At 67.5% G+C, this 17,444-nt stretch carries 17 protein-coding genes and 1 riboswitch; of the genes, 6 read left to right on the plus strand and 11 right to left on the minus strand.

Features of this window, described 5'->3' with window-relative positions; translation table 11 throughout:
* Positions 1-23: 23 nt before the first annotated feature.
* The 6 genes from AB4Z10_RS23170 to AB4Z10_RS23195 all read right to left on the minus strand — a co-directional run bounded on the left by AB4Z10_RS23170 (position 24) and on the right by AB4Z10_RS23195 (position 5,822).
* Positions 24-824, minus strand: a complete 801-nt coding sequence (locus AB4Z10_RS23170) for an ABC transporter ATP-binding protein (protein ID WP_441472756.1) — start codon at positions 822-824, stop codon at positions 24-26.
* A 10-nt stretch (positions 825-834) separates the two neighbouring features.
* Positions 835-1,878, minus strand: a complete 1,044-nt coding sequence (locus tag AB4Z10_RS23175) for a FecCD family ABC transporter permease (RefSeq protein ID WP_441472757.1) — start codon at positions 1,876-1,878, stop codon at positions 835-837.
* Complete coding sequence (locus AB4Z10_RS23180) at positions 1,875-2,906, minus strand: ABC transporter substrate-binding protein (RefSeq protein ID WP_441472758.1); 1,032 nt, start codon at positions 2,904-2,906, stop codon at positions 1,875-1,877. Before AB4Z10_RS23180 ends, AB4Z10_RS23175 begins: the two co-directional genes overlap by 4 nt.
* A 273-nt stretch (positions 2,907-3,179) precedes the next feature.
* Positions 3,180-3,389, minus strand: a riboswitch (cobalamin riboswitch).
* Positions 3,390-3,466: 77 nt separating this feature from the next.
* Complete coding sequence (locus tag AB4Z10_RS23185; RefSeq protein ID WP_441472759.1) at positions 3,467-4,468, minus strand: 1-aminocyclopropane-1-carboxylate deaminase/D-cysteine desulfhydrase; 1,002 nt, start codon at positions 4,466-4,468, stop codon at positions 3,467-3,469.
* Between the two features lie 26 nt (positions 4,469-4,494).
* Positions 4,495-4,890, minus strand: coding sequence for a (R)-mandelonitrile lyase (locus AB4Z10_RS23190; protein WP_441472760.1), 396 nt, complete (start codon positions 4,888-4,890; stop codon positions 4,495-4,497).
* A gap of 149 nt (positions 4,891-5,039) precedes the next feature.
* Entirely contained in the window at positions 5,040-5,822 is a 783-nt protein-coding gene (locus AB4Z10_RS23195) for an IclR family transcriptional regulator (protein WP_441472761.1), read from the minus strand.
* 141 nt (positions 5,823-5,963) lie between these two features.
* Between AB4Z10_RS23195 and AB4Z10_RS23200 the strand changes: the two genes are divergently transcribed.
* The 6 genes from AB4Z10_RS23200 (at position 5,964) to AB4Z10_RS23225 (ending at position 10,975) form a co-directional block, all read left to right on the plus strand.
* The gene (locus AB4Z10_RS23200; RefSeq protein ID WP_441472762.1) at positions 5,964-6,626 is read left to right on the plus strand and encodes an amino acid ABC transporter permease; all 663 of its coding nucleotides are present in this window, start codon (positions 5,964-5,966) and stop codon (positions 6,624-6,626) included.
* A complete protein-coding gene (locus tag AB4Z10_RS23205) occupies positions 6,623-7,273 on the plus strand; it encodes an amino acid ABC transporter permease (protein WP_441472763.1) in 651 nt (216 codons plus the stop codon). The genes AB4Z10_RS23200 and AB4Z10_RS23205 overlap by 4 nt, the downstream gene beginning before the upstream one ends.
* The gene (locus tag AB4Z10_RS23210; protein ID WP_441472764.1) at positions 7,260-7,991 is read left to right on the plus strand and encodes an amino acid ABC transporter ATP-binding protein; all 732 of its coding nucleotides are present in this window, start codon (positions 7,260-7,262) and stop codon (positions 7,989-7,991) included. The genes AB4Z10_RS23205 and AB4Z10_RS23210 overlap by 14 nt, the downstream gene beginning before the upstream one ends.
* A gap of 36 nt (positions 7,992-8,027) precedes the next feature.
* Positions 8,028-8,828 carry a transporter substrate-binding domain-containing protein gene (locus AB4Z10_RS23215; protein ID WP_441472765.1) on the plus strand — a complete coding sequence of 267 codons (801 nt, stop codon included), beginning with the start codon at positions 8,028-8,030 and terminating at the stop codon, positions 8,826-8,828.
* Positions 8,829-8,993: 165 nt separating this feature from the next.
* Entirely contained in the window at positions 8,994-10,034 is a 1,041-nt protein-coding gene (locus AB4Z10_RS23220; RefSeq protein ID WP_441472766.1) for a succinylglutamate desuccinylase/aspartoacylase family protein, read from the plus strand.
* Positions 10,031-10,975 (plus strand): threonine ammonia-lyase, encoded by a 945-nt coding sequence (locus tag AB4Z10_RS23225; protein ID WP_441472767.1) that lies wholly within the window; start codon positions 10,031-10,033, stop codon positions 10,973-10,975. Before AB4Z10_RS23220 ends, AB4Z10_RS23225 begins: the two co-directional genes overlap by 4 nt.
* 107 nt (positions 10,976-11,082) lie before the next feature.
* Here the strand turns inward: AB4Z10_RS23225 and AB4Z10_RS23230 are convergent, their stop codons facing one another.
* The 5 genes from AB4Z10_RS23230 to AB4Z10_RS23250 form a co-directional block, all read right to left on the minus strand.
* A complete protein-coding gene (locus AB4Z10_RS23230) occupies positions 11,083-12,423 on the minus strand; it encodes a four-carbon acid sugar kinase family protein (protein WP_441472768.1) in 1,341 nt (446 codons plus the stop codon).
* Positions 12,424-12,429: 6 nt separating this feature from the next.
* Positions 12,430-13,704, minus strand: a complete 1,275-nt coding sequence (locus AB4Z10_RS23235; RefSeq protein ID WP_441472769.1) for a ribulose-bisphosphate carboxylase large subunit family protein — start codon at positions 13,702-13,704, stop codon at positions 12,430-12,432.
* Between the two features lie 125 nt (positions 13,705-13,829).
* Complete coding sequence (locus AB4Z10_RS23240) at positions 13,830-14,384, minus strand: VOC family protein (protein ID WP_441472770.1); 555 nt, start codon at positions 14,382-14,384, stop codon at positions 13,830-13,832.
* Between the two features lie 19 nt (positions 14,385-14,403).
* Complete coding sequence (locus AB4Z10_RS23245) at positions 14,404-16,251, minus strand: TRAP transporter large permease (RefSeq protein ID WP_441472837.1); 1,848 nt, start codon at positions 16,249-16,251, stop codon at positions 14,404-14,406.
* Between the two features lie 89 nt (positions 16,252-16,340).
* On the minus strand, positions 16,341-17,357 hold the full coding sequence (locus AB4Z10_RS23250) for a TRAP transporter substrate-binding protein (RefSeq protein ID WP_441472771.1): 1,017 nt from the start codon (positions 17,355-17,357) through the stop codon (positions 16,341-16,343).
* Positions 17,358-17,444: the final 87 nt, after the last annotated feature.

Raw genomic sequence — 17,444 nt, forward strand, 5'->3', positions numbered from 1 at the left:
GTGGTTCCGTGCCAGATCGGCATCTAGAGCGCCCGCGATCCTGCTCCCGGCTCCTCCCGATCGAGGTCGACGAGATATTCGATGTGCCGGCGCCCCGCATGTCCGGGCTTGATCGCCACGGCTACGCCGAAGACGGTGCGGATGGTCGCTTCCGTCAGCACGGTTTCCGGCGCGCCCGCCGCCAGCAGGCGGCCGTGATGCAGGAGTGCGATCTCGTCGCAGAACAGCGCGGCGAGGTTGAGGTCGTGCAGCGCGACGATGCAGGTGATGCCGAGCCGCCGGATCAGCGTCAGGATCGAGAGCTGATGCTGGATGTCCAGATGGTTCGTCGGTTCGTCGAGGATCAACTCGCTCGGCTCCTGCGCCAGCGCCCGTGCGATATGCACGCGCTGGCGCTCCCCGCCCGACAGCGTGTGCCAGAGCTGGTCGTGCCTGTCGGCAAGCCCGACGCGCGCGAGCGCCGAATTGACGGCGGCCTCGTCCGCGGCGGCCCAGGAGGCGAGTGCGGCGCGATGCGGCGTCCGGCCGAGCCGCACCACGTCGCACACGGAAAGCTGCACCTCGGTCGTAGCCTGCTGCTCGACGAAGGCGAGCCGGCGCGCCAGCTCGCGGCGCGGCACGCTCGCGATGTCGCGCGCGTCGAGCGTGACCACGCCGCCGGCCACATTGCGCAGCCGGCAGAGCAGCCTGAGCAGGCTCGATTTTCCCGAGCCATTGGGGCCGATCAGGCCGAGGATGCGGCCGGGAGCGGCATGAAGCGTCACGCCGTCGACGATCATCCGTCCGGCGGCACCCCAGCGCACGTCATGGGTCGCGAGTGTCATGCCGGCTTCCTCACGCAGGCCTCCTGGCTCGATAGAGGATCAGTGCGAAGGCGGGCGCCCCGAACAGGGCTGTGACCACGCCGATCGGCAGGATCTGCTGCGGCACCAGCACGCGCGACAGGATGTCGGCGAGGATCATGAAGATCGCGCCGATGACGAGGCAGGCCGGCAGCAGCCGGGCATGCCCCGAACCCACGAGGAAGCGTGCGGCATGCGGGATGACGAGGCCGACGAAGCCGATCGTCCCGACAATGCTGACCATCGCCGCGGTCATCACGGCGGTCGTCGCGAACAGGACGATCCGCACGCGCATTACCGCCACGCCCAGCGAGGCGGCGGCATCGGCGCCGAAGGCAAAGGCGTCGAGCGCCTTGGCGTGCAGCATGCAGACACCGAAGCCGATGAAGGCGACGGGGGTCGCGATCCAGAGGTCCGGCCAGCGCACGCCGCCGAAATTGCCGAGCAGCCAGAACATCACCCCGCGCGCCTGCTCGGCGCTGGCGAGCGTCGTCACGATGGTCGCGGTGGCAGCGTTGAAAAGCTGTGAGGCGGCGACGCCGGCGAGGATGACGCGGTCGCTTGCGCCGCCGGTCCCCGCCGCGAGCAGCGCGACGACGGCAAGCGCGGCGCAGGCGCCGATGAAGGCGCCCGTCGAGAGGCTCACCGCCATGCCGCCGATGCCGACGCCGAGGATCAGCACTGCGACAGCCCCGGTGGAGGCGCCGGCCGAGATACCGAGGATATAGGGCTCGGCCAGCGGATTGCGCAGCAGCGCCTGCAGGATCACGCCCGACAGCGCCAGCGCCCCGCCGCACAGCCCCGCCATCAGCGCCCGGCTCAAGCGGTAGTCGAAGATGACGCCCTGCTGGATCGCGCCCACCGGCAGGCCGAGATCGAACAGCCCGTTGCCGAGTGCCTTGAGCGCGACGTCGAACGGGATCGCCATCTCGCCGATCGTCACCGCCAGCGCCACCGAGACGGTGAGCGCCAGCAGCGACAGGAGCGCGAGGCCGATCCGCGCCGGCCAGTTCGGGCCGTGGGCGGCGTGGCTCAAGGCGCGAGGCCGAAGCTGGCGATCGCCTTGGCGAGCGTCTCGATGCCGTCGACGGTGTCGAGCCCCGCACGGGTAGCACCCACGTCGATGATCACGACGCGGTTGTTCTTCGCCGCGTCGAGCTTGCTGGCGACGGGGTCGGTCTTCAGGAATGCGAGCTTCTTCTCGATGTCATCAGCCGGGAAGCGGCGCCGGTCCATCTTCACGGTGACGATCACGGCCGGGTTGGCGGCGGCGATGCTCTCCCACCCGACCAGCGGCCATTCCTCATTGGTGGCGATGATGTTGCGCGCCCCGAGCTTGGACAGGATGTAGGCAGGCACGCCGTTCCTGCCGGCCATGAATCCGTCACCCTTGATGTCCTTGCTGGAGAACCAGACGACGACGGGGACGTCCTGCGCCTTCAGCTTTGCGATCTGCTCGACCGCCTTGTCCTCACGAGCCTTCAGTTCCGCGACGAGCGTCTCGGCGCGGTCGCTGACGTCGAAGATCTGCCCGAATTCGCGGATGTTGCGATAGACCAGTTCCATCGAGAACATCTGCGTGCGCACACCGTCGCCGGGGCCGGAATTGTCCTTGCCGACGCAATCGGTCGGCGAGACATAAGTCGGCACCTTCACCTTATGGAACTGGTCGCGCTTGCCGACGATGCCGTTCGGCCCGACATGCCATTCGAACATTGCGGTGACGAGATCGGGCTCCTGCCCGACCACGGCCTCGAAGCTCGGGTCGTTGTCGGCCAGGCGCTTCACCTTGGCGTTGGCGGCCTCGTAGGGCTTGGCGACGGGCGAGAACCAGACGGCGGTGCCGACCACCCGGTCGCCGAGGCCGAGCGCATAGAGGATTTCCGTCTGGGTTTGGCCGATCGCGACGACCCGCTTGGGTGCGGCGTTGAAGGTGATGGTCTCCCCGCAATTCTCCAGCGTCAGCGGATATTGCGTCGGCCCGGCCGCGGCTGGCGCGGTGAACAGGGCAGCGCCGGCTGCGGCAGCGAAGAGGGCGGGCAGCAACGAAAAGACGGGACGCATGGAGGCAACCGGGCTGAGCTGGACACCGCGTCGGCGAAACCGGGAGGCTTCGGCGCGAGGTCCAAGAAATGTAACAATGTTGCATTTCTCATAGATCGCACGACGCGACCGCGTCAAGCGTGCCGCGGCCTTCGCTGCGGACCGGCCAAAGATCATCGACATGGAATTCATCGCTCCCCGAGATGAGGGCGGGGGAGCTTCGCAGGACACGGCCGGTGGCGCGGATCTGGAGCCGGCCGCCGACGCGCACCCCTCCGGAACACCCCGCCCGAAAGACGCCTTGCGATCGCGGCAGGTCTCCTGGCTCGCGGGTCGACGCCTGATCCGCCCGGCCTTCCCGGCGCAGGGCGCCAGTGGACGATGGACGGAGGGCTCGCCGCTTACAGTTGCGGGGGCAGCCTCGGCATTGGCGCGGGACGCGCCTCACCGAATTCCCTCTTAGCTCCGGGCGAAACCCGGAGAACCTCGATCGACCGGCACCATAGAGCGGTGCCGGGGCTCGTCAAGCGGGCATGCGCCAGAGCCGGATCCGGTCGGGTTTGAACCCGATCGCGCGTGCTCTAGCTCAGCGTTCGAAACAGGCCGAATTGCGAGAAGAGCGCGGCGGTGCCGCCCGTATGGAGAACACAGGCGGGCTCGCTGCTCGGGATCCCTCCGTTGGCGAGCTGTTCGAGGAAGCCGGCGCAGGTCTTCGCCGTATAGACGTGCTCGATCAGGATGCCCTCGGTGCGGGCAAAGCTCAGGATGGCGGCTTCCGAGGCGGGCGTCGGGACACCCCAACCGCCACCGAGATGGTCCATGTGATAATGCGGCGGTGCCTGCTCCCATGCGGCGACATCGAGCCCCGTCCGCTCCCGCAGGCCCTCATAGATCCGCCCGACATGGCCGGCCAATTCGTCCCGCTCGTATTCGACGCTGACGAGATGGATCTGGAAGGGATGGCCGAGCAGGGCATTGCCGAAGATGAAGCCGGCTTCGGTCGGCCCCATCGAGCCGGCGAGGAAGACATGCCGGATCGGCGCCTCCTGCTGCTGCGACTGCTCATGCAGTTCCAAGGCGGCGCGGACGTAGCCCATCGCACCCAGCACGGAATCGCCGACGATGTACGGCGTGCGGCCCTGCCGCGCGAGGTCCACGGCCGCCTCCGCAAGCGCCGCATTGCGCTGGCTTTCATCGACCGAGCCAAGGAAGCGCAGCTCGGCGCCGAACAACCGGTTCAGGAAGGAGGCCTGGCGGTTCTCCGGCGTGTCGGGCGCGTTGTGCAGGACGACGCAATCGAGCCCGACCAGCGAGGCTGCCGCGGCTGTCAGGCGGCAGAGATTGGAGCTGGCGCCGCCGCCGACCAGAAGGATGTCGGCCCCCTTCTCCAACGCCGCGCCCAGCCAGTATTCGAGGCTGCGCAGCTTGTTGCCGCCGAGCGCGATCAGCATCAGATCGTCGCGCTTGGCATAGATGCCGGGTCGACCGAGTTTCGCCTCGAAACGGCGCAATCTCTGGAGCGGCGTGGCGGTTTCGAGCAGAACGTGACGCGGCTCCCGCAGGAGGCTGGAAAGCTCAGGCATCGTCGGTCGCTCTCGTCAGGCGGTTATCAGCCGCCATACTGGCCGTCGGAGACCTGCTCCAGCCAATCCACGACCTTGCCGTCCTTGGCCTCCTGGACGGCGATATGGGTCATCCCGGTAGACGGGCCGGCACCGTGCCAGTGCTTCTCGCCGGGCGGGAACCAGACCACGTCGCCGGGCCGGATCTCCTCGATCGGCCCGCCCCAGCGCTGCACCCGGCCGACCCCGCTGACGACGATCAGCGTCTGGCCGAGCGGATGCGTATGCCAGGCCGTCCGGGCTCCCGGCTCGAAGGTCACACTCGCGCCCTGCACACGTTCCGGTGCGTGCGGGTTGAAGAGCGGATCGATCCGGACCGACCCGGTGAACCAGTCGGCCGGCCCTTTCCCCGACGGCCGCGAGCCCGCGCGCATGATCTCCATGACGATCTCCTTATGGTCTGAGCTTCGGCAGACGGGTGGGTTTGTCGGTGACAGCTCGTCCGCGCCGCTTCACCGTGAGGGATCACCCGAAAACCGTGACCGTCAAGGCCTTCCGTGCCCGTCGCGAGGCGCTCGCGATCAGGCGTTCCTCAGAGCGAAAGCTGCGAACCGGCCTCGCGGCAGGAGGCCTTGAGTGCGAGCAGGATCGCCTCCTCGTCGGTGGCGCTGCCATGGCGCTGCAGGCAGGGCACGAGGATCGCGGCTTCCGCATGGCCGCTCGGGCCGATCACCGGGCAGGCGATGTCGGTCACGGCCATGATGTCGCGGCTCGGCGCGACGCGATGCCCGCTCGTGCGGATGTCCGCCAGGATGCGGCGCGTCTCGTCGCTCTCCAGTTTGTCCCGGTCGGCCTGGGAGGCCTCCTTCATCAATTGCCGGCGACGTGCCTCGCTCTGGAAGGCGAGGATGAGCAGGCCGGAATTGGCGTCGAGCGCCGGCCTTCCATAGCCGGGGCGCACGATGACGCTGGCATCGAGATGGCCGGATGTGGTCGCGAGCACGACGGTCTGGGCCCGGCTCAGCACGACCAGGTGGGCGACCATGCCGCTTTCCTCGCTGAACCGCTCCATCAGCGGCAGCACGATCGAGGTGAGCTGGCGCCCGCCCGGCGTGCGGATGCCCAGGTCGAACAGCCGCCGCGACAGGCCGAGGCGGTCGGTGCCGGGCTCGCGGGCGAGATAGCCGCGCTGCTGCAGCACGAAGACCATGCGGAAGATCTCGCTCTTGGAGCGGGCGAGGCGCTCGGCGATCTCGCGCGTCGACAGCGGCTCGCCGACCTCGGCGAGGAGCTCGAGGATGTCGAGCCCCTTCTCCAGGGCGGGAGCCGCGTAGGTGCTTTTGTCTCCGCTCTCGGAGTCGGGCAGGTCGCTCATGTCTTCCTGTTTCATATATGAAACTTGACATCAAATAAGAAACGAACCTAGCCTCCTCGTAAAGGGGAGGCGGATGGTGCGATGGCCTGATCATATCGCGCATTCGAGCAGCGCAGCGACAGAGCCGCAAGGCGGCCGGGCATGAAATACGGCCTGCAGTTCCGCGACGTCTTCGCGGCCTGGGAATCGATCCTCGACGGTGTCTGGGTCACGCTGATGCTGTCGGCGGCGGCCATGGTGGGCGGTCTGGTCATCGGCATCGCCTGCGCGGCGGCCCGCGTCTATGGCCCGGCCTGGCTGCGCCGCGCGGTCGGCACCTATGTCGAAATCATCCGCAACACGCCGCTGCTGGTCCAGCTCTTCCTGATCTTCTTCGGCCTGCCCAGCTTTGGCCTGAGGCTCGACGGCTTCACCGCCGCGATCATCGCGCTCGTCGTCAATCTCGGCGCCTACACCACCGAGATCGTTCGCGCCGGGCTCGAGGCCGTGCCGAAGGCGCAGGTCGAGGCCGGCCGTTCGCTCGGCCTCTCCGGGCTGCAGGTCTTCCGCTACGTCGTGATGTTCCCGGCGCTGAAGTCGATGTTCCCGGCGCTCGCCAGCCAGTTCGTGCTGCTGATGCTGGCGACCAGCGTCGTCTCGCAGATTTCGGTCGAGGACCTCTTCCACGCGGCCTCGATCGTGCAGTCGCGCACCTTCCGCGACTTCGAGGTCTACACCGTCATCGGCGTGCTCTATCTCGGGCTCGCCTTCGCCTTCCGCGGCCTGTTCGCGGGCATCTACTACTGGGCATTCGGCAGGCGATGATCCGCGAATTCGGCCTCATCGATGTGATGTATCTGGTGGCGGCAGCGCGCTGGACGCTGGCGCTCACCGTCGCCGCCTTCATCGGCGCCTCGCTGATCGGCATCGTCATCGCCATCGCCCGCATCCTGCCCTTCGCGCCAGTGCGCTGGCTCTCGGCGGCCTATATCCACGTCGTCCAGGGTACGCCGCTGCTGGTCTGGCTGTTCGTGATCTTCTTCGGCCTGCCGCTCATCGGCATCTCGGTCAATCCGTGGATTGCGGCCGCGACCGCCTTCTCGGTCTATGGCAGCGCCTTCCTCGGCGAGATCTGGCGCGGCGCCCTGGTCTCGATCGCTAAGACGCAGTGGGAGGCCGGCGCCTCGCTCGGGCTCTCGCTCTGGGAGCAGTTGCGCTACATTATCGTGCCGCAATCGATCCGGGTCGCGATCCCGCCGACGGTCGGCTTCCTCGTCCAGCTGATCAAGAATACCTCGCTCGCCGCGGTGATCGGCTTCGTCGAGATCACGCGCGAGGGCCAGCTCACCGCTGCCGGCACCTACAAACCCTTCGCCGTCTACATCACCGTCGCCGCGATCTATTTCGCGATGTGCTTCCCCCTCACGCAATGGAGCCGCTCGATCGAGCGGAAGCTCGATGTCGCTCGTTGAAATCCACGGGATCAACAAGAGTTACGGCGCCGTCCAGGTGCTGAAGGACGTCACGCTCGACGTCGCCAAGGGCGAGATCATCGCCGTGATCGGCCGCTCGGGCTCCGGCAAGAGCACCATGCTCCGCTGCATCAACGGGCTGGAGCCGGTCCAGGCCGGCGTCATCCGCGTCGACGGAACGCAGGTCAACGACCCCAAGACCGATCTGCGCAAGCTGCGCCAGGAGGTCGGCATCGTCTTCCAGAGCTTCAACCTGTTCCCGCATCTCTCGGTTTGCGACAACATCACGCTCGCCCCGCGCGTCGTGAAGAAGCAGGCGCCGGAGGCCGCCCGCGAGGTGGCGCGCGAGGTGCTCGCCCGCGTCGGGCTGGAGGACAAGCTCGACGCCTATCCCTCGCAACTCTCCGGCGGCCAGCAGCAGCGCGTCGCCATCGCCCGCTCGCTCGCCATGCGGCCGAAGCTGATGCTGTTCGACGAGGTCACCTCCGCGCTCGATCCCGAGCTGACCGGCGAGGTGCTCAAGGTTCTCGAATCCGTCGCGCAGGAAGGCATGACCATGATCCTGGTGACGCATGAGATGGGCTTTGCCCGCCGCTTCGGCTCGCGCGTCGTCTTCATGCATGAGGGGCGCGTCCACGAGCAGGGGCCGGCCGCCGCCGTGCTGGCCGAGCCGAAGACGCCGGAACTCCAGACCTTCCTCAGTGCTGTCCTGCACTGAGGCGGAAGAACAGACATCAACGAGGGGAGAGAGACGATGCGTTCACTGTTCGCAGGCAAATCTGTGCTGGCGGGGCTGGCCGCCCTGGCCGTCGCCGCCTTCGGCGCCGCCGAGGCCAAGGCCGACAAGCTCCAGGACATCCTGTCCAAGGGCGTGGTGCGCATCGGCGTGCCGCTCGACGCCCCGCCCTTCGGCGCGCAGGATGCGGACCGCAAGGCTGTTGGCTTCGACATCGAGATGGCCGAAATGGTCGCCAAGGGTCTCGGCGTGAAGCTGGAGATGCAGCAGATCACAGGCGCCAACCGCATCCCCTTCCTGATGACCGACAAGGTCGACATCGTCATCTCGGTGATGGGCCTCACGCCCGAGCGCGCCCGGCAGATCCAGTTCACCGCGCCCTATGCCAACACCTTCCTCGCGGTCTACGGCCCGAAGAGCTCGGTGGTGAGCAGCCCGGAGACGATCGGCTCGGCCCGCGTCGCCGCCGCCAAGGGCACGACGCAGGAGCTCGCCATCTCGGCCACGGCCCCCAAGGCCAGCCTGATGCGCACCGAGGACGACGCGACGGCGGCGGCGGCCTACATCACCGGTCAGGCCGATCTGCTCGCTACCAACTCGATCGTGGCGCAGGCGCTCGCCAAGCAGAACCCGAACAAGGAGTTCGAGCGCAAGTTCGTCATCCGCCGCAGCCCGGCGCATATGGGCGTCCAGATGGACCAGCATAACCTCGTGCGCTGGCTCGATGGCTTCATCTTCTTCAACACGATGAACGGCGAGCTCGATCGGCTCCACCGGAAGTATCTGGACATGCCGATGGACCCGCTGCCGCCGCTGTAGTCCACCCGACATCCGTCATTCTCGGGCGAAGCGAAGCGCAGACCCGGGAATCTCCTGACCAGAAGGCGCTGGTCGGAGCCTCATTCGGCCGGAGATGCTCGGGTCAGGCCCGAGCATGACGGCTTGTCTCGCCCCGTTCTTGAGTCTCGCCTTCGTGAGCCCGCCATGACCAGCCTCCGCCCCAAGCCGACCCCGCGCCCGTCCAGCGCCTTCCTCACCGTCGATCTCGACCGGGAGGGCAAGCAGTCCGGCTTCCTCATGATCCCGCATTCGCCGCATGACGACGCCTGGGGCGTGACGCGCGTTCCGATCGCCGTGATCAAGAACGGCAGCGGCCCGACCGTGATCATGGAAGGCGGCAACCATGGCGACGAGTACGAGGGGCCGATCACGATCTGCGACCTGATCCGCGATCTCGACCCCGGCCGCGTCCAGGGCCGGCTGATCCTGATGCCGGCGAACAATGTCCACGCCGTCATCGCCGGCCAGCGCACCTCGCCGGTCGACGGGCTGAATTTCAACCGCACCTTCCCCGGCGACCCGCGCGGCACGATCACCCAGCAGATCTCGGCCTTCGTCAGCGACCATATCCTGCCGATCGGCGACGCTTTCCTCGACCTGCACTCCGGCGGATCCTCGCTCGACATCATCCCGAGCGCCATCGTCGAGCCGACCGACGATCCCGCCCTGCACAAGCGCAATGTCGCCGCTGTGCAGGCCTTCGACGCGCCGATGACCGTCGTCATTAGCAATCTCGGCGAGCCGCGCACCGCGACCGCCGCCGCCTGCCGGGCCGGGCTCGTCACGGTCGGCACCGAAATGGCCGGCGGCGGCACGGTCTCGCTCGAAGCGCTCTCGGTCTGCCGGCGCGGCGTCGCCAATGTCCTCGACCATCTCGGCGTCGTCGTCCGCGAAAAGCCCGAGCCGAAGCGCGGCGACAGCCAGATCCTCGAACTCCCCGGCGTCTCGGCTTACGTCTATGCGACGGCCGACGGCATCTTCGAGCCCTTCCACGCCAACGGCGCCAAGGTCAGAGCCGGTGAGCCCGCGGGTCGCATCCACTGCACCTGGGACCCTTCGCGCCCACCGGAAACGCTGCATTACGCCGCCGACGGCATCCTCTACGGCAGGCGCCAGCCGGGGCGGGTGAAGCCGGGCAATTGCTGCCTGATCGTCGCGGCGCCCTATCGCGGAACCCTGTCATGATCGCGCTCGACGACATCCGCGCCGCCCGCCAGCGGATAGCTCCCCACATCCGCCGTACGCCGACGCTGCCTTATGCCAGGACGCGCGGCACGGATTTCGGCGGCGATGTCACGCTGAAGCTCGAATTGCTGCAGGCCGCTGGCTCCTTCAAGGCGCGGGGCGCGATGAACCGGCTGCTGACCCTGTCGAAGGACGAGCTGGCGCGCGGCGTCGTCACGGCCTCGGGCGGCAATCACGGCCTCGCCATCGCCCGATCGGCGCATGTGCTCGGTGTGCCCGCGACGATCTTCCTGCCGTCCAACGCTGCACCCGACAAGATCGCCAAGCTGCGCGACTGGGGCGCGGACGTCCATATCGTCGGTGCGATCTGGGACGACGCCAATGCCGCTGCACTCGCCCATGCCCGCGAGACCGGCGCGACCTATGCCCATCCCTTCAGCGATCCGGTCGTGGTCGCCGGGCAGGGCACGCTCGGCCTCGATATCCTCGACGACATGCCGGACGTTGACGTCATCCTCGTCGCCATCGGCGGCGGCGGGCTGATCACCGGCCTGTCGACGGCGGTGAAGGCGCTGCGACCGCAGACCCGGATCATCGGTATCGAGCCTGTGGGGTCGCCGACCCTGCATGCCTGCCTCGCCGCCGGCCGCCTCGTCGCGCTCGACAAACTGGAGACCCGCGTCGCCACCATGTCCTGCCGCCAGACCGATCAGGCGATCTACGAAGCCACTGCGCGCAATGTCGACGAGATCGTGCTGGTCACCGATGCCGAGATGGAGCAGGCGGCCAAATCGCTCTGGTTCGAGTTCGGCATCGCGGCTGACCTGTCGGGCGCAGCCGCACTGGCGGCGCTGCAGTCCGGACGGGTCGCGCTTACGGGCGGGGAGAAGGTCTGCGCGCTGGTCTGCGGCGCCGGCACCGACGGCTGCCTGCCGGGTTAGAGCCTGCTGGATTCTCCGGAACCGCGGGTCATCCCGGCCGGAGCGAAGCGTAGAGCCGGGATCCATGCCTGAACCTTGATCGGAAGCGTTCCGGCATGGATCCCGGGTCAAGCCCGGGATGACGGCGTGTTTCCGCGTGAGCTCCAGGTGTCGTCGAGCCCTGCACGCGCCTCGTCGTTGAAGAAGCCGGGCGGCCCCATCTGCCCGCCCTTCAGCACGATATCGAGCCCGTCGAGCCGGGAAACGTCGGAATGGGCGCGGCAGAGCGGCGCGCCGGGCACGCAAGGGCCGCGATAGGACAAGCCCCAGAGCGGCAGCGACCGGATCGCCATGGTCGAGGTGTCGCCGCCTGCGACGACGAGGCGGCCGATCGGGGCCCGCTCCATGATCGAAGCCAGCAGCCTGCCGGTCGCATTCGCGACGCTGCCGGCCGCAGCCGGCGCGCCTTCGGGCTGTTCCGTCACCAGCATAGCGTCACCATTCGCGAGTGCGGACAGTGCCGTTTCTCGCAGGCCCGTGGCATAGCTTTCGTCGGAAAGCAGGCGGTGCGGCTCGACGGGCAGCATTGCATAGCCCGTCGCGGCCTCGACCTGCTCACGTGTCACAGGCGAAAGGCTGCCAACGAGCGCGAGCACCGGCCCGACATGGCGATTGTCGATATGGGTGGGAGCTGTCTTCGCCGCAGACCCCGCAGACTCCGCAGGCGCTGCGGCGAAGGCACGCGCGACCGAACTTGCGCCGACGGCCAACATCGGGCCATCCGCCAGAGCCGTGGCAAGAAGCGCGCCGATCGCCGTAAGGTCAGCCTCGGTCGCGACATCGAACAGGATGGCCTGCGTGCCGTCGGAGCGGGCACGGGCCACCGCCGCCCAAGCGTCTGCATAGGCGCGGTAATCGACCAGGCCGAGGCCCTCTAGGCCCTGCGCGGCGAGGTGCCAGCGCAGATCGGCTTCGGCCATGGGCGTTACAGGATGACGGCTCATCGTCGGGTGCCGGTCGATGCGGTGGATCGTGCCGTCGCCACCCGCCGCGAACAGGTTTCCGAACAGGCAGTAGCGCCCGAGATTGGGTTGGCCGCCGAGGATCGGTACGAGAGGATTGGCGAAGAAGGGCTTCAGTGCCGCGACGGCCGCGCCGATGCTGCCGACATGCGGCGCGCTGTCGAAGGTCGAGCAGCATTTGTAGTGCATCAGCCCGACACCTTGCCCGGCGAAGAAGCGCCCGATCTCCGTCAGTTCCGCCGTGATCGCCTCCGGCGCCATCGCGCGGCTCGCCCCGGCGATGCCGATCGCGTCGAGCGGGCCGGCTGCGGCAAGTTGGGCTTCGTCCGGTTGGCGCAGGAAGAGCAACGCGCGGAAGCCGCGCTCGGCCAGCGTCGCCAGCGTATCGGTCGAGCCGGTGAAATCGTCGCCGTACCAGCCGTAGAGAGGCGTGCGTTTCGCGGTCACGGCGCGCTAGCCCGCCTTGCCGCCGAACATGTCGAGCGCCTGCTGCAATTCCGGATGCGCGCGCGCTGCCTCGGCGATAGGCGTACCTTCTGCGACGGCCGCCCATGCCTGCCGGATGCTGGCGACGCCCGCCTTCGGCCCGCCGGGATGGGCGAGGATGCCGCCGCCGGCCATGAACAGCAGGTCGTCATGCCCGATCGCGTCCCAGGTCGCCTGCGCCGTGCCGGCCCATTGCCCGGAGGAGAAGGCCGGCATCACCCGGTCATCGGCGCCATCGGTCAGCGGAGTGACGCAGTCCTTCGCGGAGGTCACGACCTCCTCGTCTTCCTGCGCGAACTTCCCCTGCAGCCCGTGGACATGCATGTGATCGACGCCGGCCAGCCGCCACAGCGCCTGATAGGCCTGGAAGCCGATGCCAAGCAGCGGATGGCGCGAGAAGGCGCCATAGCCGTTGCGGTGGCCGTGCAGGGCGAGATCGGTCGAGCGGCGCAGGGTCTCGATCGCCGAGAAACCGCACCAGTTGAGGCTCGCCATCACGCAGGAACCGCCCTCGCGCTGGACGAGATCGGCATGGCGGCGCATCGCATCGGTCTCGTCGGTGATGTTGAAGGCAACCATGACGGGCTTGCCGGTCTTGTCCTGATGCCGGCGCACCGCCGCCATCACCGCCGGAATGCGTTCGGCCAGAGGCGCATGCACGGGATCGGCCGAGATCTCGTCGTCCTTGATGAAGTCGAGCCCGGCTTCGCACAGGCTGGCGACGAGCTCGGCCGTCTGTGCAGAGCTGAGCCCGACATTCGGCTTGATGATCGAGCCGACCAGCGGGCCCGTCGCAACTCCGGTCAGCCGGCGCGTGCCGGCGATGCCTTGCGTAGGTAGCGGAAAGCGCTGGCGATAGGATGAGGGTAGGGCGATGCTTTCCAGCCTCAAGCCGGTGACCTCGCCGAGATCATAGAGGTTGCCGGCGACGACCGCCGCCAGCGTCGCGAGATTGGCGCCGACATTGTCGACTGGGAAGGAGATCGTGATGCGCGCGCGCCGCCACGGTCCGCCGACGCCTTTGCGGGCGAGCCAGGCATTCGGCAGGCTGGGCTTAGCTGCGGGCTCCAACTCCTCGATCCGCGTCACGACGGCGCGCGCCCGCTCGCGCAATTCGTCGGTTTCGCCGGCGACGCGGGCGAAGGTGCCGCAGGATTGCTCGCCGGCCATCACCTCCGCGACCCTGGCAGGATCGAGCGGGGTTTCGATGAGGTAGCTGGCTTCGAAGCGGTTCTCGGTCATCGGACGCATCCCGGCCGTTCATGGGGCGTCATTCTCGGGCTCGACCCGAGAATCTCATGACCAGAGGGCGCTGGTTTCCGAGATGGTCAGGTCAAGCCCGACCATGACGCGATGTCGTTGCGGACTCACGCCGCAGCGGCAGCGAGCTTGCTCAGGTCAGGGAAGGGCCGCACCGGGTCCTTGCCGTCCCAGGTCTCCGACGCCTCGCGGATCAGCCGGAACATCTCGCCCTTGGGGCCGGCGACCTCGGAGAGTTCGATCACAGTGCCCGGATGGTAATGCGTGTCGAAATAGACGAAGCGCCCGCGCTCGCCGACCTCGCCCGACATCACCGGCTTGAATCCCTCGGCAACCAGCCGCTCCAGATCGGCGTCGTAGTCCGAAGTCCAGTAGGCGACATGCTGCAGGCCGGTCAGCCCCGCATCGGTGAAGTCCTTGTACATGGACGGCACGTCGTTGCGGCACTGGATCAGTTCGATCTGGAGCGGGCCGGAATTGGCCAGCGCCACCGAGTTGTGCGGCTCGTAGGTTTCGCCCTTGTAGCGGTAGTTCTTGATCGGAACCTTCGGGTTGTAGAAGAACGGCCCGACGCCCAGCACGCGGCTCCAGTAATCCATCGCCGCCTCGATATCCGGGACGACATAGCCGGCTTGACGGATCTGGCCAAAGAAACGGCTCATGGGCGTTGCTTTCTGAATATCAGGTTCTGAGGAAGCCGATGGAGATCCACGGCACGGCAGCGACGACGACGAGGCCGATGAGCAGGGCGAGGATGTAGCCCCAGATGTATTTCAGGCCTTCGTCGGGATTGATCTTGCTGATCGCGCAGGCGCCGTAATAGCCGACGCCGAAGGGCGGGGCGAAGAGCCCGATGCCCATCGCGAAGATCACGACCATCGCGTAGTGCACCTCGTGCACGCCGACCTGCTTGGCGATCGGGAACACCAGCGGCCCGAACAGCACGATCGCCGGGATGCCCTCGAGCACGCTGCCGAGGATGGTGAAGGCGACGATCGAGATCGCGAGGAAGCCCCAGGCGCCGCCGGGCACCGCTGCCATCGCCTGTGCGAGATCGCGCGAGAAGCCCGATTGCGTCAGGCCCCAGGCCATGGCGGTGGCGCAGCCGATGATGAAGATGATCGCGCCGGTCAGCGAGGCCGTCTCGACCAGCATGCGCGGCAGGCGGCGCCAGTCGAATTGGCGATAGAGCAGGATGCCGGCCAGCACCGCATAGGCGATGCCGATGGTCGAAACCTCGGTGGCGGTCGCGACGCCCTCGACCACCGCGGCGCGGATGACGAAGGGCAGCGCGATCGCGGGCAATGCGACCAAGGCGAGCTTTGCAATCTCGCGCCGGGAGAAGCGCTTGACGTTGCTGAGGTCCTCGCCGCGACAGCGCCACCAGACGACGAAGCAGAGCGCGACGCCCAGCACCACGGCGGGCAGCATGCCGCCGGTGAAGAGGGCCGCGATCGAGACGCCCGTGACCGAGCCGATGGTGATCAGCACGATCGAGGGCGGGATCGTCTCGGTCTGCGCGCCGGTCGCCGAGAGCAGCGCGACGAGATCGCCGGGCTTGGCGCCGCGCTTCTGCATCTCCGGGAAGAGAACGGGTGCGATCGCGGCCATGTCGGCGATCTTCGAACCCGAGATGCCGGAGACGAGATACATCGCGCCGACCAGCACATAGGACAGGCCGCCGCGGACATGGCCGAGCAGGCTCGCCAGGAACTGGATCATGGCGCGCGCCATGCCGGTCATTTCGATCAGCGCGCCGAGGAAGATGAAGAGTGGGACGGCGAGTAGGATGAGATGGCTCATGCCCTCGTCGAGCCGGCCGACCATGACCAGCATCGGCGTCGAGGTGGTGCAGGCGAGATAGCCGAAGGTCGCGAGCGCGAAGGAGAAGGCGATCGGCACGCCGGAGAAGACGTTGAGCGCGACGACGCCGACGAAGAAGACGATCAGGTTGAGCTTGCCGAGCGGCTTCAGCGCCGGACCGACGAGCCAGAACAGCAGCACGAACAGTGCGGTGATCCCGATCGCGAGCAGGGCGGGCTTCAGCGTGGAAAAGCGGAGCAGGCGGCAGCAGGCGGCGATCAGCATCAGGCCGACGCCGACGGGGATCGCCGCCGCGCGCCAGGCATTGCTGATCTCCAGCGCCGGCGTGACGATGAAGTTCTCTTCCTCGGCATATTCGAGCGCATGCGGGATGATCAGGAGGAGGAAGGCGATCGAGGCGGTGATCGCGATCGCCTCCAGGAGCGCCCGCGTCTGCGGCGAGACGCGGGAGACGAGGCCCGTCATCCGCATATGCTCGCCGCGCCGCAGCGCGACGACGGCGCCGAGCATGGAGAGCCAGAGGAACAGGATCGAGGCGAGCTCGTCGGACCAGACCAGCGGGGCGTGGAAGACATAGCGCGCCATGACGCCGGCGCCCAAGATGATGATCTCGACCAGCACCAGCACGGCTGCCACCGTCTCGACCAGCCCGCCGAGGGCACGGTCGAGATGGCCTGCGAAGCGGCCGAGCCCGTTTGCGGGCATGGCGGCAGCGGGAAGTGTCGCGCTATGGGCATCCATCGGGGGCGTTTCCTGTCTTGTGCTTTTGGGCCTTATAGGCCCGCCCGCACCCCTCAGGCCAGCTTGCCGACGGCGTCTTCGAGCAGGCTCCAGGCCTCCTTGCCGAAGCGCTCCTGCCATTCCTTGTAGAAGCCTGCGTCGCGCAGCTTGGCGCGGAAGGAATCCGGGTCCGTCTTGTTGAAGGCAAGCCCCTTCGACTGCAGGTCTGCCTGCACGGTCTCGTTGAGCTTCTTGATGTCGCCGCGCTGGGCGACGCCGGCATCGTTGATCGCATTGGCGACGATTGTCTGGACATCCGGCGGCAGGCCGCGCCACGCGCGCCCGTTGGCGATGAACCAGAACCCGTCCCAGATATGGTTGGAGACGGCGCAGCTCTTCTGGACTTCGTAGAGCTTGGCGACCTGGATGATCGGCAGCGGGTTCTCCTGCGCGTCGACAACCTTGGTCTGCAGCGCGGTATAGACCTCGGAGAATTGCAGGCTCGCCGGGGCGGCGTCGAGCGCCTTGAACATCGAGATCGAGAGCGGGCTCACCGGCACGCGGATCTTGAGGCCGGCCATTTCCTTCGCTGACTCGATCGCCTTGCCCGAGGTGGTCATCTGGCGGAAGCCGTTGTCCCACATCTTCTCGAAGGCATAGAGGTTCACCTTGGAGATGGCCTCGCGGACATGGGCGCCGAGCTTGCCGTCCATCGCCTTCCAGACCTGGTCGTAATCGGCGAAGGCGAAGCCGACGGCGTTGATCGCCGCGACCGGCACCAGCGTCGCGATCACCAGCGCCGACGGCGTGAAGAAGGTGATGCCGCCGTTGCGCACCTGGCTCAGCATGTCGGTATCGCCGCCGAGCTGATTGTTCGGGAAGATCTTGATCTCGACCCGGCCGTTCGTCTCCTTCGCGACGCGCTCCGCCGCCTCCTGGGCGCGGATGTTGAGCGGGTGGCTGAGGGGCAGGTTGTTGCCGTATTTCAGCTCGATCTCGGCGGCGCGCGCGATATGCGGCATGGCGATGAACGAGGCGGCAGGCGCAGCGGCGAGCGTACGCAGCACCGTGCGGCGCGTGAAGTTCGTCATGGTGATCCTCCCGGTATCGCTGATGCGATTTGATTGATTGCGGTCTTCTTGCCCTCAGATTAGGAAGCTGGAATGATGGTGGTCAAA

Origin of the sequence: Allobosea sp. RAF48, assembly GCF_052114025.1 — a bacterium.
Taxonomy (GTDB): Bacteria; Pseudomonadota; Alphaproteobacteria; order Rhizobiales; family Beijerinckiaceae; genus Allobosea.

Coding starts and splice junctions, on each gene's coding strand:
- AB4Z10_RS23170 (WP_441472756.1), bottom strand. CDS start 824: ATGACACTCGCGACCCATGACGTGCGCTGGGGTGCCGCCGGACGGATG.
- AB4Z10_RS23185 (WP_441472759.1), bottom strand. CDS start 4,468: ATGCCTGAGCTTTCCAGCCTCCTGCGGGAGCCGCGTCACGTTCTGCTC.
- AB4Z10_RS23235 (WP_441472769.1), bottom strand. CDS start 13,704: ATGACCGAGAACCGCTTCGAAGCCAGCTACCTCATCGAAACCCCGCTC.
- AB4Z10_RS23240 (WP_441472770.1), bottom strand. CDS start 14,384: ATGAGCCGTTTCTTTGGCCAGATCCGTCAAGCCGGCTATGTCGTCCCG.
- AB4Z10_RS23200 (WP_441472762.1), top strand. CDS start 5,964: ATGAAATACGGCCTGCAGTTCCGCGACGTCTTCGCGGCCTGGGAATCG.
- AB4Z10_RS23215 (WP_441472765.1), top strand. CDS start 8,028: ATGCGTTCACTGTTCGCAGGCAAATCTGTGCTGGCGGGGCTGGCCGCC.
- AB4Z10_RS23205 (WP_441472763.1), top strand. CDS start 6,623: ATGATCCGCGAATTCGGCCTCATCGATGTGATGTATCTGGTGGCGGCA.
- AB4Z10_RS23210 (WP_441472764.1), top strand. CDS start 7,260: ATGTCGCTCGTTGAAATCCACGGGATCAACAAGAGTTACGGCGCCGTC.
- AB4Z10_RS23245 (WP_441472837.1), bottom strand. CDS start 16,251: ATGCCCGCAAACGGGCTCGGCCGCTTCGCAGGCCATCTCGACCGTGCC.
- AB4Z10_RS23190 (WP_441472760.1), bottom strand. CDS start 4,890: ATGGAGATCATGCGCGCGGGCTCGCGGCCGTCGGGGAAAGGGCCGGCC.
- AB4Z10_RS23250 (WP_441472771.1), bottom strand. CDS start 17,357: ATGACGAACTTCACGCGCCGCACGGTGCTGCGTACGCTCGCCGCTGCG.
- AB4Z10_RS23220 (WP_441472766.1), top strand. CDS start 8,994: ATGACCAGCCTCCGCCCCAAGCCGACCCCGCGCCCGTCCAGCGCCTTC.
- AB4Z10_RS23225 (WP_441472767.1), top strand. CDS start 10,031: ATGATCGCGCTCGACGACATCCGCGCCGCCCGCCAGCGGATAGCTCCC.
- AB4Z10_RS23180 (WP_441472758.1), bottom strand. CDS start 2,906: ATGCGTCCCGTCTTTTCGTTGCTGCCCGCCCTCTTCGCTGCCGCAGCC.
- AB4Z10_RS23195 (WP_441472761.1), bottom strand. CDS start 5,822: ATGAGCGACCTGCCCGACTCCGAGAGCGGAGACAAAAGCACCTACGCG.